The sequence below is a fragment of the Arthrobacter sp. P1_A5 genome, assembly GCF_056406825.1.
In genome coordinates, this window is sequence record NZ_JBFTZL010000007.1 from 1 (window position 1) to 13,300 (window position 13,300).

6 protein-coding genes are annotated in these 13,300 nt (G+C 66.8%); 1 reads left to right on the forward strand and 5 read right to left on the reverse strand.

Features of this window, described 5'->3' with window-relative positions; all coding sequences use genetic code 11:
• Nucleotides 1-332: 332 nt before the first annotated feature.
• From AC1D1S_RS03025 to AC1D1S_RS03035, 3 genes are read right to left on the reverse strand one after another with little or no spacing between them, the layout of a single operon-like run.
• On the reverse strand, nucleotides 333-4,058 hold the full coding sequence (locus tag AC1D1S_RS03025; RefSeq protein ID WP_476993686.1) for a 1,4-alpha-glucan branching enzyme: 3,726 nt from the start codon (nucleotides 4,056-4,058) through the stop codon (nucleotides 333-335).
• Nucleotide 4,059: 1 nt separating this feature from the next.
• Nucleotides 4,060-5,856 (reverse strand): maltose alpha-D-glucosyltransferase, encoded by a 1,797-nt coding sequence (gene treS / locus AC1D1S_RS03030; RefSeq protein ID WP_476993687.1) that lies wholly within the window; start codon nucleotides 5,854-5,856, stop codon nucleotides 4,060-4,062.
• A 5-nt stretch (nucleotides 5,857-5,861) separates the two neighbouring features.
• The gene (locus AC1D1S_RS03035) at nucleotides 5,862-7,934 is read right to left on the reverse strand and encodes an alpha-1,4-glucan--maltose-1-phosphate maltosyltransferase (protein WP_476993688.1); all 2,073 of its coding nucleotides are present in this window, start codon (nucleotides 7,932-7,934) and stop codon (nucleotides 5,862-5,864) included.
• Between the two features lie 151 nt (nucleotides 7,935-8,085).
• Here AC1D1S_RS03035 and glgP point away from each other — a divergent pair, with 151 nt between their 5' ends.
• A complete protein-coding gene (gene glgP, locus AC1D1S_RS03040) occupies nucleotides 8,086-10,704 on the forward strand; it encodes an alpha-glucan family phosphorylase (protein ID WP_476993689.1) in 2,619 nt (872 codons plus the stop codon).
• Between the two features lie 45 nt (nucleotides 10,705-10,749).
• Here glgP and AC1D1S_RS03045 read toward each other — a convergent pair whose 3' ends face one another.
• Complete coding sequence (locus AC1D1S_RS03045) at nucleotides 10,750-11,106, reverse strand: barstar family protein (protein WP_079552073.1); 357 nt, start codon at nucleotides 11,104-11,106, stop codon at nucleotides 10,750-10,752.
• A 22-nt stretch (nucleotides 11,107-11,128) separates the two neighbouring features.
• Nucleotides 11,129-13,243 (reverse strand): glycogen debranching protein GlgX, encoded by a 2,115-nt coding sequence (gene glgX, locus AC1D1S_RS03050; protein ID WP_476993690.1) that lies wholly within the window; start codon nucleotides 13,241-13,243, stop codon nucleotides 11,129-11,131.
• Between the last annotated feature and the right edge of the window lie 57 nt (nucleotides 13,244-13,300).

A 13,300-nucleotide genomic window follows, 5' to 3' on the forward strand; every position in this document is an offset into this window, starting at 1 on the left:
CTATTGAGTTCTCAAACAACAGACACACCCGGCACCACCACAACCAACCAAACAGTCAAGGATCGCTCCGGAGCAACTTTTCAAACTTACCCGGCCGCTTCACCCTAGTCAAATCGGCGATCCAGACTCATTCTTGCCATAGGCTTCTGGGTCTTGGTGGCCGTTCAACTCCGGGGAGCAGCGCGGAAATAAACTCTACCACCACTTGGACCGGCTGACAAAGCGGCGCCGAAGACGGTGCAGAAAAGCCCGGAATCACGGGGATTCCGGGCCTCTCGCAAAACACTTCCCCACGCGCGCCAGACCTGCTGCCCGGGCGCTGCGCCTAGCTCCTAGCCCAGCGGCTTGAAGTACGCGGCCCCTAGCGGAGGCAGGGTGACGGTGAGCATGGCCGGTTGTCCGTCCAGGCCGTCCTTCGTCGCGGTCAGGGTTCCAGTGTTCTCCACCCCGGAACCGCCATAGCTGGCGGCGTCGGTGTTGAGCACTTCCTGCCACTCGCCGGCGGTCGGGACGCCGAGGAGGTAGTCCGTGTGCGGGCCGCCGGAGAAGTTCACGGCGCAGACCAGCGGGTTGCCGTCGGCGTCGCGGCGGATGAACGTCAGCACATTGCGGTCCGAATCTCCCCCATTGATCCACTGGAACCCTTCGGGCTGGTTGTCCCGCTCGTACAGCGCCGGCGTGGAACGGTAGAGCTCGTTGAGATCCTTGGTCAGGAGCTGCATGCCGTTGTGCGCCGGGATGTCCGCGAGCCACCAGTCCAGGCCGTACTGCTCCGACCACTCCGCTTCCTGGCCGAATTCGGTGCCCATGAAGATCAGCTGCTTGCCCGGGTGGGCCCACTGATATCCCAGGAATGCGCGCAGGTTTGCCAACTGCTGCCACCGGTCACCGGGCATCTTGCGCAGCATGGAGCCCTTGCCGTGCACAACTTCATCGTGGCTGATGGGCAGCAGGAAGTTTTCCGTGAAGGCGTAGACCATCGAGAACGTGATGGTGCCGTGGTGCCACCGGCGGTTGTACGGGTCCTCGGCCATGTATTTGAGCGAGTCGTGCATCCAGCCCATGTTCCATTTGAGGCCGAAGCCCAGGCCGCCGCCGCTCGTGGGTGCCGTGACGCCCGGGAATGCGGTGGATTCCTCGGCAATCATGACCGCGCCGGGGTGGGTTTTGTAGACCGTGGCGTTGACCTCCTGGAGGAAGGAGATCGCTTCCAGGTTTTCGCGGCCGCCAAAGCGGTTTGGCTGCCACTGACCCTCTTCGCGGGAGTAGTCGAGGTAGAGCATGGAGGCGACGGCGTCCACGCGGAGCCCGTCGATGTGGAACTCATCGAGCCAGTACAGGGCGTTGGCCACCAGGAAGTTGCGCACCTCCCTGCGGCCGAAGTCGAAGATCAGTGTTCCCCAGTCCGGGTGTTCGCCCAGGTTGGGATCGGCGTGCTCGTATAGTGCTTCGCCGTCGAACCGGGCCAGGGCCCACTCGTCCTTGGGGAAGTGCGCCGGGACCCAGTCGAGGAGGACGCCGATGCCGGCTTGGTGGAGTTCGTCAACGAGGTGGCGGAATTCGTCCGGGTGCCCGAAGCGCGAGGTCGGCGCGAAGTACGAGGTGACCTGGTAGCCCCACGAGCCGCCGAAGGGGTGCTCGGCCACGGGCATGAACTCCACGTGGGTGAAGCCGAGCCATTTGACGTATTCCACGAGTTCCTTGGCCAGTTCGCGGTAGCCCAGCCCCACCTTCCAGGAACCGAGGTGGACCTCGTAGACGCTCATGGCCGAGTTGTGCGGATCGCGGGCGGCGCGGGCCTGCATCCACTCGGCATCCTTGAAGACGTAAGAGGGCTCCACCACCCGGGATGCCGTCAGCGGCGGGACCTCGGTGCCGAAGGCCAGCGGGTCCGCTTTTTCCACCCAGTATCCGTGCCGGGTCCTGAGTTCAAATTTGTAGCACGCCCCTGCTACAACCCCGGGAATGAAGACTTCCCACACACCGGTGGAACCGAGGGAACGCATGGAGTGTTCGCGGCCGTCCCAGCCGTTGAAGTCACCCTTGACGCGGACTGCCTGGGCGTTCGGGGCCCAGACGGCGAAGGACACGCCGTCGACGTCGCCAAGCGAGGACTTGTAGTGCTGCACATGCGCGCCGAGGACATCCCACAGACGCTCGTGCCGGCCCTCACCGATCAGGTGCAGGTCTACTTCGCCGACGGTGGGCAGGTAACGGTAGGGGTCGTCCATGATCTGGGGCTCGTGGTCCTTGTAGGTCACCTCGAGCCGGTAATCCGGCACATGGCCGCGCTCGAGCGGCTCCATCACGGCCACCCATACGCCGCTCGATTCGTGCGTCATGGGCGTCGAACCTGCCGACGTCACGACCGAGACCGCTTCCGCCAGATGCTTGACCGTCCGGATGGTGACATGGCCATGGTCATCGAGATGGGCGCCGAGGACCGAGTGGGGCGCGTGGTGTTCGCCGCTGGAGACCCTCGCAAGGGTCTCGCCATCCACGGGCAGTGGTGTGCCGGGCCGATCGATACGTGCTGATCCTGTCATTTTTATACCTTCCGCTGCGGCTTCGGCGGCGACGCCGGAACCTGTACTGCCGAGGAGACGACGCGATGCGTTCACCGGGATGGAGAGCCAGTCCGGCCTGTTCCTTAGTTCGTAGATGACTTCGTAGAGGGCTTTGTCGAGCCACAGCGCCACAAAGAGCGGCGAGTCGCGGTCGATGCTGCCGGGAATGACGTCGGCGTAGCCGGCCAGGAACGCCTCAGCGCAGCCATCMACCCAGGTCCCGGGCACCACGGCTCCAGGGTTTTCGCGGACGGCGGCGCCGGCGGCGTAGTCGAAGGACCGCAGCATGCCGACAACGTCGCGAAGAGCGACGTCCGGGAAGTTGCGCTCGGAGATGGGGCGCAGGGGCTCGCCCTCGAAGTCGAGGATGGCCCAGCGCGGTGGGGCCCCCGGCTCGCCCGGGACCATGCTGCCGGGCACCTGCAGGATCTGCCCGAGATGGAGGTCGCCGTGGATACGCTGGAGCGGGCCGGCGCTGGTGCCCTCGAGCCGGCCGAGGAGACCGTCCAGGGCTTCTTCGTAAGGCCCGACGGCCTGGCCGGCCTGGGCCCAGGACTGACGGACGCGCTCGGCCACTCCCGGCGCGATGTCCTGCCCCGGCGCAGATTCGGCGGCTGTGCCCAGGGCCTCGGCGAGCCTGCGGTGCACGGTGGCTGTCGCCGCGCCCAGCGCGTGGGCTTCGGCAGCAAACCCGATCCCCCGGCTGGCCGCGTCCACGGCGAGCCGCCACGCATCGAGCCCGCCGGCGAGGAATTCGTGCGCAACAGCGAGTTCGCCGGAGGCGGGACGGACAGTGGCAGGACGGGCGGTTCCCGACGGCTCCGCCCCTGCTGCGGGCGCCGGCACCTCCCACTCGCCGGCCACCCAGCCAAGGGTTGCCGGGACCTCCGCGGTGTGCCCCGCAGTCAGCGCCGCACCGATTTCAACCTCGGGATTCTGGCCTTCGGACAGCACCCGGAAGAACTTCACGATGGCGACTGTGCCGCCGTCCTCGTCGTCGACGATCACCGAACTGTTCGATTGCTCGCCCGAGAGTACCTTGACCTTGCCTGTTGCGAACGGAAGGCTGTAGCCGGACTCCACCAGGTGGCCGGTGGCGTTGCCCGACGGCGTCGTTGCGCCGTGCCGCATGAGCTCCAGCCAGGCGGCGACGAAGGACGCGTCGTGGACGCCGTCGTACACCCACTGGTGGGCTGCATCAGCGCGCGTTCCGGGAAGTTCGCCGATCAGCGCGCGTTCTGCCCCCGGCAGGGGTTCTGGCCGGAAACTGAGCGGCACCTGGACGACGTCGGTGCGGCTGCCGCCGGGCGTGGGGTAGGACACCGCGACCAGCAACACCTCGAACGTGGCCCCGCCGGCGCCGGTCTCCAGGCGCAGGCCGCCCGCCGGTTCGAAGGTGAACTCGGCGGTCTTGACAGGGAACCATCGCTGGCGCGGCAGCCAGGCGCCAAGCAGTCCGCTCAAGGCCGGGGGAAGGGCTGGTCGCGTCATCTCAACCCTCAATGGACAGGACGGGCATCGCCTGCGTGAACGGGGATGCCGGGTTGGAGGCGGCGGAACGGATCCGCAACCAGAAGAAATCGTGGCTGCCCAGGGTCAGAGTCAGCGTTCCGTCCTCGCCGATGCCCGGGAACGCCTGGCCGCCGAAGACGTCCCGGAGGCCCCTTCCGGCGAAGCCGGGCACGCGCAGCGTCGTCGCCACGGGGTGCTGGGAGAGGTTGAAGGCGCACAGGATGGTCTCGGCGTCCGCGCCGGCAGCGTTGCCTTCGGGGAGTTCACGCAGATAGGCCAGGACGACGTCGTGGTCAGCCTCCACGTGCTTGAACCCGCCGAGTCCGAAGGCGGGGTGGTTCTTGCGGACGCTCAGGATCTGCCTGGTCCAGCGCAACAGGGACCCCGAATGGGCGGCCTCGGCCTCCACGTTCGCCATGCTGTAGTTGTAGACCAGCGACTGGATCACCGGCAGGTACAGCTTGCCGGGGTCGGCGTGGGAGAACCCGGCGTTCCGGTCCGGGTTCCATTGCATCGGGGTGCGGACCGCGTCACGGTCCTCGAGCCAGATGTTGTCCCCCATGCCGATCTCGTCCCCGTAGTACAGGAACGGGCTGCCGGGCAGGGACAGCAGCAGGGCGTTGATGAGCTCGATCTCGGAGCGGGAGTTATCCAGCAGCGGGGCCAGCCGGCGCCGGATGCCGATGTTGGCGCGCATGCGTGGATCCGGCGCGTACCAGCCGAGCATCGCGGCGCGTTCGTCRGRAGTGACCATTTCCAGCGTCAGTTCGTCGTGGTTGCGCAGGAACGTGCCCCACTGGGCGCCTTCGGGAATGTCCGGCGTGTCCTTCATCGTCTCGATGATGGGTGCTGCCTTCTGGTCCCGCAGCGCGTAGTACAGCCGCGGCATGATCGGGAAGTGGAACGCCATGTGGCATTCCGGTTCCTCTTCGGTGCCGAAGTACTCCACCACTTCGGCGGGCGGCTGGTTGGCCTCGGCAATAATCACGCGGCCCGGGTAGCTTTCATCGACCATCCGGCGCAGCTGGCGGAGGAATTCGTGGGTCTGCGGCAGGTTCTCGCAGTTGGTGCCCTCCTCCTCGAACAGGTACGGGATGGCGTCGGCCCGGAAGCCGTCGATGCCCTGGTCCAGCCAGAACCGCACGACGTCGAAGAGCGCGTCAATGACCTTGGGGTTCTCGAAGTTCAGGTCGGGCTGGTGGCTGAAGAACCGGTGCCAGAAGAACTGCCGGCGGATGGGGTCGAAGGTCCAGTTGGATTCCTCCGTGTCCACGAAGATGATGCGGGCGTCTTCGTACTTCTCGTCTGTGTCGCTCCAGACGTAGAAGTCGCCGAACGGACCGTCGGGGTCTTTCCGCGACTCCTGGAACCACGGGTGCTGGTCGGAGGTGTGGTTCAGCGGAAGGTCGATGATGACCCGGACGCCCCGGGCATGGGCCTCGGCCACGAGCCGTTTGAAGTCGCTGATGGTGCCGAACTCGTCCAGCACGGAGTTGTAGTCCGAGATGTCGTACCCGCCGTCGCGCAGCGGTGACTGGAAGAACGGCGGGAGCCAGAGGCAGTCCACCCCGAGCCACTGCAGGTAGTCCAGTTTCTCGATCAGGCCGTGGAAGTCGCCCGAGCCGTCTCCGTTGCCGTCGGCGAAGCCCCGGACGAGGACCTCGTAGAAGACCGCCTTGCGGTACCAGAGGGGATCGTGCTGGAGGCCCGGGGCATTCAATTCAAAGCTCCCCCTCGGGCTGAAGTGCTGGCTCGGGTTCTGCGGGCTAAAACTCACTGGCACTACCTCCGGATGCTAAGGATGTGAACGGGCTCGAGGTGCGGGTCCAGGCGGACGTAGTTGTACTCCCCCCATTCCCAACTCTCGCCGGTCAGCAGGTCATCAACCATGAAACGGCCGTTGTGCGTGAAGTTCTCCGGGTCCAGTTCCAGCGCCGGCAGGTCCAGGGACACCGTGCTCTCCCGGGTGCCGTGCGGGTCCACGTTGACGACGATGATCAGGGTGTCCTTGGTCCCGTCCGCGAGGGTCTTGTGCTTGGAGTACACCACGGTGGAGCTGTCCGAGCTCTGGTGCATCGTCAGGTTCTGCAGATCCCCCAGGGCCGGGTGCGCGCGCCGGATCGCGTTGAGCCGGGTCAGATACGGGGCCAGGGTGCGCCCCGATTCTGCCGCCGCGTCCCAGTCGCGGGCCTTGTACTCAAACTTCTCGTTGTCGATGTACTCCTCGGCGCCGGGACGCGCCACGTGTTCGTAAAGCTCAAAGCCGGCGTACACCCCCCAGATGGGGCTTGCCGTCGCGGCCAAGGCCGCACGGATCTTGAAGGCCGCCGGGCCGCCGAACTGCAGGTATTCGGTGAGGATGTCCGGGGTGTTGACGAAGAAGTTCGGCCGGAAGTAGGCCGCCGACTCGTGGCTGACCTCCTGGAAGTACGTCTCCAGTTCTTCCTTGGTGTTCCGCCAGGTGAAGTAGGTGTAGGACTGCTGGAAGCCGGCCCGGCCAAGAGCGTGCATCATGGCCGGGCGGGTGAACGCCTCGGCGAGGAAGACGACGTCGGGGTGCTTCTTATTGACCTTGCCGATTAGCCATTCCCAGAACCACACGGGTTTGGTGTGCGGATTGTCSACSCGGAACASCTTKACGCCGTGGCTGACCCAGAGCATCACAATCCTTAGAATTTCATTGGACAGCCCCGCGGGGTCGTTGTCGAAATTCAGCGGGAAAATGTCCTGGTATTTCTTTGGCGGATTCTCCGCGTAGGCAATAGTGCCGTCGACGCGCGTGGTGAACCATTCCGGGTGGCTTTGCACCCACGGGTGGTCCGGCGCGGCCTGCAGGGCCAGGTCCAGGGCCACCTCGAGTCCCAACTCACCGGCCCGCGCCACGAAGGCGTCGAAGTCCTCGAAGGTGCCCAGATCCGGGTGGATGGCGTCGTGGCCGCCCTCGTGGGATCCGATGGCCCATGGCGAACCGGGATCGTGCGGTCCGGCGATCAGGGTGTTGTTCGGCCCCTTGCGGTGCTGGACGCCGATCGGGTGGATCGGCGGCATGTAGATGATGTCAAAGCCCATGGCGGCGACGGCGTCGAGGCGCTGCGCGGCGGTGCGGAAGTTGCCGGAGGTCCATTCCCCCGTGTCGTGGTTGCGCACGGCACCTTCGGAGCGGGGGAAGAATTCGTACCAGGCGCCGGCTCCGGCAAGCTTTCGCTCCACCAGCAGCGGGTAAGGCTCGGAAACCGTCACAAGTTCGCGGATGGGCTGGCGTTCGACGACGGCGGCGACGTCGGCGCCGAAGCCGGCGGCGAGGCGTTCCTCGGGTGTCCGGGACGTGTCGGAGAGGACGACGACGGCCATCCGCAGCGTTCTGCGGTCACCGGAGGGGCGGGAGGCGTCTTCGGAGGCTTCGGCCAGCAGGGCGGCACCTTCGGACAGCATGAGCTCGACGTCGATGCCGGCCTCCACCTTGACCTCGGCGTTGTGGTGCCAGGTGCCGTAGCGGTCGTGCCAGGCCTCGATGACGAAGGACCAGTTGCCAGTGGCGGGCGGGGTCAGGAGGCCTTCCCAGCGGTCCGTGCCCATTCCGCGGGGGCCGGGCGGCGGGGCGAGGCGGACCCGCTGCCGCTCTTTGCCGCGGGGGTCGAGCAGGACGGCGCTGACCCCGAGCTGGTCGTGTCCCTCCCGGAACGCGGTGGCTCCCACGACAATGGTTTGGCCCTCGACGGCTTTGGCGGGAAACTTTCCGCCCTCCACCGAAGGCTGCACGGCGGTGATCGGAAAGCGGCCAAATCGAAGGCCATCCGTGATCAGGGCCTTGGGCTTTTGCTTGGACACGGCGCTGGTTCGCGAGTTATTCGTCACAGCCTCGACGTTATCTACAAAACGGCCAGAATGCTAAGGCCTCGAACGTTTTCCGGAGGTTTCCGGTTCTGGTCGGAGTGATATCCGTCATTTACGGGAAAGAATCTTAAAGCAGTTCCGGGGCACCGACTTGTCCGTTAGTGTTTCGCAGGTGAAGGCAATCCGCAGATTTACCGTCCGAACCGTACTTCCGGAGTCGATCCGGCCGCTGGCCCGGCTCGCCACCAATCTCCGGTGGTCCTGGCACCGGCCCACCCGGGAGCTTTTCGAGGGGCTCAACCCCKGGATCTGGGCGGAGAGCGCCCACGACCCCGTGACCTTCCTGGGCCTGGTGAGCCGGGAAGAGCTGCAGCGCCTCGCCGCGGACCAGGACGTGGTGCGGCGCGTCCACGCCGCGGCCGATGACCTCGACCGGTACCTGGAACAGCCGCGCTGGTACCAGAGCCTGGGCGACGGCGCGCCGGCATGCATCGCCTACTTCTCGCCGGAGTTCGGCATCACCGAGGTCCTGCCCCAGTACTCCGGCGGCCTTGGCATCCTGGCCGGGGACCACCTGAAAGCGGCCTCGGACCTTGGCGTGCCGCTGATCGGCGTCGGCCTCCTGTACCAGGCCGGCTACTTTAAGCAGTCGCTCTCCCGGGACGCCTGGCAGCAGGAAACGTACCCGGTCCTCGACCCCGACGGGCTGCCCCTGACGCTCCTGCGCGAGGCCTCCCCGGACGGCAACGGCAAACCGGTCCAGATCTCGCTGCCGCTTCCCCAGGGACGGCGCCTGCTGGCGCACGTGTGGCGGGCCGACGTCGGACGTGTGCCGCTGCTGCTGCTGGATTCCAACGTTCCGGGCAACGACGAGGCCGCCCGCGGCATCACCGACCGCCTGTACGGCGGCGGCGGTGACCACCGGCTGCAGCAGGAGCTCCTGCTGGGCATGGGCGGGGTCAAGGCGCTGCGGGAGTTCCAGCGGCTCACGGGCGTCCCCGCGCCGGAGGTCTTCCACACCAACGAGGGCCACGCCGGGTTCCTCGGCGTCGAGCGGATCCAGGAATTGATGTCCGGCGCGGCGCCGCTGAGCTGGGAGGAGGCCCTGGCCTCCGGGCGCGCGTCCACGGTGTTCACCACCCACACGCCGGTGCCGGCGGGGATCGACCGCTTTGAAATCTCCCAGATTCAGCACTTCTTCGAAGCCGGCCTCGCCCCGGACGTCCCGGTGGCCAAAATCCTGGACCTGGGCCGCGAAGACTTCGCCGACGGCAACCCGTTCGTGTTCAACATGGCCGTGATGGGGCTGCGGCTGGCCCAGCGGGCCAACGGTGTGGCCAAACTGCACGGCGTGGTCTCGCGCGGGATGTTCTCCGCCCTCTGGCCGGGCTTCGACCACTCCGAAATCCCCATCACCTCCGTCACCAACGGCGTGCACGTCCCCACCTGGGTGGACCCCCGCATCGCCGCGCTGGCGCGGGACCAGTTCGGTGCCGAGGCGGAGGCGCAGGGCCGGTGGGACCTGGCCTACAACGTCACCGACGAGGACCTCTGGGCGTTGCGGCGCGAGATGCGGGTGTCCCTGGTGGAGGATGTCCGGCGCCGGCTCCGGGCCGCGTGGAAGAAGCGCGGCGCGGCCGACGCCGAGCTGGCGTGGACGGACTCCGTCCTGGATCCGGACGTCCTGACCATCGGCTTTGCCCGCCGCGTGCCGACCTACAAGCGGCTGACTCTGATGCTGCGCGACCCGGAACGGCTCAAGGCGCTGCTGCTGCACAAGACGCACCCCATCCAGCTGGTCATCGCCGGGAAGTCCCACCCGGCGGACGACGCCGGCAAGAAGATGATCCAGGACCTCGTCCGGTTCACCGACGACCCCGCCGTGCGGCACCGGATCGCGTTCCTGCCCAACTACGACATCGCCATGGCCCGGACCCTGTTCCCCGGCTGCGATGTGTGGCTGAACAACCCGCTGCGCCCCCTGGAGGCCTGCGGTACCTCCGGCATGAAGGCTGCCCTGAACGGTTCGCTGAACCTCTCGGTCATGGACGGCTGGTGGGATGAGATGTACGACGGCGAGAACGGCTGGGCGATCCCGACCGCCAACAACGACGCCTCCCCGGAGGAACGCGATGACATCGAGGCGGCGGCACTGTACGAGCTGCTCGAAACGCAGGTTGCGCCGAGGTTCTACGGGCTGACCGTGTCCGACGCCGCGGGCGCTGCCGGACCGTCCCAGCCCGGCCCGCAGGCCGTTCCTACGCACTGGGTTTCGATGATCAAGCACACCATGTCCCACCTGGGCCCGGCGGTTTCCGCGGAACGGATGCTCCGGGACTACGTCAACGTCCTGTACCGGCCCGCCGCGATCGCAGGTCGCCACGCTGTGGCGGACAACTACGCCCAGGCCAAGGCCCTGGCGGCGTGGAGCTCACGGGTCCGGGCCGCATGGCCGCACATCCAGGTCGAACACGTCGACTCGGTGGGGGTCTCCGAGGACCCGCAGATCGGCGATCTGTTGCAGGTAAATGCGTACGTGGCGCTGCGTGAGCTTTCACCGGACGACGTCTATGTTGAGGTGGCCTACGGCCGGGCCGAGGACACCGACGAGCTGACGGACATCACGGTCGCGGAGCTCAAGGCCGCCGAAGACCTCGGCAAGGGCCGGCACCTCTTCAGCGGCACGCTGGTGATCGACCGTTCGGGGTCCTTCGGCTACACCGTGCGTGTGCTCCCCAAGAACGGTGCCCTGGCCTCAAAAGCGGAGCTGGGCCTGATCGTCAACGCCTGACCGTCACCGCGGCCTGACCGTCACCGCGTGGCGTGCTGGCTCTCTTTAGAGGCAGACGGCGATGACGTCCAGGCTCTTGCCGGCGTAGCCTTCGGCGTCCTGCAGCGTTTCGCAGATGACGCCGAAGGAGCGGTCCGCGCGGAGCGCGGCAGGCACCTGCCAGATGAACGTGACGGGGGCCTCGCCGTCGTCCGTCACGGCATCCGCGACGTCGTGCAGCGAATCGTGCAGGGCATCCAGGTCCGTGCCGTAGTCCTCCGGGACGTCCAGGAGCTCGCCGAACGTGTCCAGGACCGCCTGCTTGGTGTCGGCGGCGGGGACCACCAGGGCGCGCCGGCCGGCGTCGCCGATTTGCGCCGTGAGTTCTTCGATGGTCCAGGTCTCTGCCGAGTAAATCTTCATGGGGTCCTTAATCTCGAATTATTTAGGTGCGGTAGATATTGATCGTGTTGGCCTGGACGAGGTCGCGCTCACCGGAGGCGACGCGGGCGCCCTGACGCCGGTCATGGAGTTCGGACGTCGTCACGCGGAGTTCGAAGAGCCGGTGCCCGGTGCCGTCCTCATTGCTCAGCCGAGGCAAGGTGACCTTGACGTCGTCGGCGCCGCCGTTGACCACCACGAGGCCGTCGACGTGCCCGTCGTCGGACCCGAGCAGGAGCTGGATCACCCGGTGGCCGGGGTCATGCCACGTGTCGGCGGACATGGGCTGGCCGTCCACATCGAACCAGTGGAAGTAGGACTGGTTGTCACGCGCCGGGTAATCATGCGGCTGGCTGGCCAGAAACTCCTTGCGCAGCCGGATGACGCGTTTGGTGGTGCGCAGCATCGCATGGGATTCCGTGGTGCTGGTCCAGTCGATCCAGGTCAGTGCATTGTCCTGGCAGTAGGCGTTGTTGTTCCCCTGCTGGGTCCGGCAGATCTCGTCCCCGGCGGTGATCATGGGTACGCCCTGGGAAATCATCAGGCAGGCCATCAGGTTCCGCCTGCTTTGGGCGCGCCGGGCGAGGATGTCGCCGTCTTCAGTGGGGCCCTCGAAACCGTGGTTGTAGCTGCGGTTATCGCCGTGGCCGTCCCGGTTCTGCTCGCCGTTGGCCTCGTTGTGCTTGCGGTCGTAGGCCGTCAGGTCGGCCAGGGTGAAGCCATCGTGGGCCGTGATCAGGTTCAGCGAGGCAAGCCGGGACCGGCCCGAGGACTCGAACAACCGGGCGGAACCAGAGAGGGCGTCCGCGAGGCGGGCCACCGGGCYGCCGCTGCCACCGCCGTCGATCGCGGCGCGGTCGGCGAGCCAGAAGCTGCGGACGGCGTCGCGGAAATGATCGTTCCAGTCCACCCACCCGGCGGGAAACCGGCCGGTCTGCCAGCCGCCGTAGCCCACGTCCCAGGGTTCGGAAATCAGCTTGACGCCGGACAGGACCGGATCGGCTCCGACTGCGACGAGGAAGGGGTGCCTCGGATCGAATTCGTTGGCGCTGTTGCGGCACAGCGTGACGGCGAGGTCGAAGCGGAACCCGTCGATGTGGAACTCGCTCACCCAGTAGCGCAGGGAATCCAGCACCAGCTGCACGACGCGGGGTTCGCCGAAGTTCAGGCTGTTGCCGCAGCCCGTGGTGTCCACGTACCTGCCGTGGCCGTCGTTGCGGTAGTACTGCATTTCGCCCAGGCCGCGGAAGCTCAGGGTGGGGCCGTCCGTGCCGCCCTCGGCGGTGTGGTTGTAGACGACATCGAGGATGACTTCGAGTCCGGCGGCATGCAGCAGCTTGACCATGCCCTTGAACTCGTCCTGGACCGCGTGGGCGCCGGCGGCCTGGGCGGCTTCGGTGGCGTAGCCGGGATGCGGGGCGAAGAACGCGGCCGTGTTGTAGCCCCAGTAGTTCGTCAGCCCGAGCTGCTGCAGGTGCGGCTCGTCCACGTGGAAATGCACGGGCAGGAGCTGGACCGCCGTGACGCCCAGCGAGATCAGGTGCTCGATCATGGCCGGGTGGGCCATCCCGGCATACGTCCCCTGCAGGTCCTCCGGAATGTCCGGGTGCAGCTTCGTCTGGCCGCGGACGTGGGCCTCGTAAACGATCGTGTTGCGCCACGGGACCCGCGGGCTGCGGTCCAGACCCCAGTCAAAGTCGTTAGCGACCCGGACGCTGGTGATCAGCCCCTCGCGTTCGTCGACGGCCCGGCCGTAGGGGTCCATCAGCAGCGGCTGCTCGCCGGCGGCATCGAAATCCGTGGCGGGCATGGACAGCGGGAGGGCCTCGTGTTCCGGGGAGGACCGGAAGCCATAGCGCGAGCCGGCGGGAATGCCCTCAACAATTCCGTGGTGGACGCCGTCGGTGACGTTGGGCAGGGTCTTCACCTGCCAGGTTCCCCCGGGCGCCTGATATTCGATCTCCAGCGTGGTTACGCCGGGCGCGTAGACGGCCACGTTGGCGAACGCGCCCCGGGGATCGTCCACTGCCGGCGACCCGGTATGTGGAACGCTGATCCCCAGCGGAAACGCCCGCGAAGCGTCTACGGTGGAAGCGGTATCTATGTAAGACATAACCATTGCTTAAAGCTTAGCCGGGCCAGACAAATGGCCCCCGTTTTCGTTTTCATGACGTTT

Excerpts from the sequence above, each read along its gene's own strand:
- AC1D1S_RS03045 (WP_079552073.1), bottom strand. The coding sequence starts at position 11,106 with ATGAAGATTTACTCGGCAGAGACCTGGACCATCGAAGAACTCACGGCG.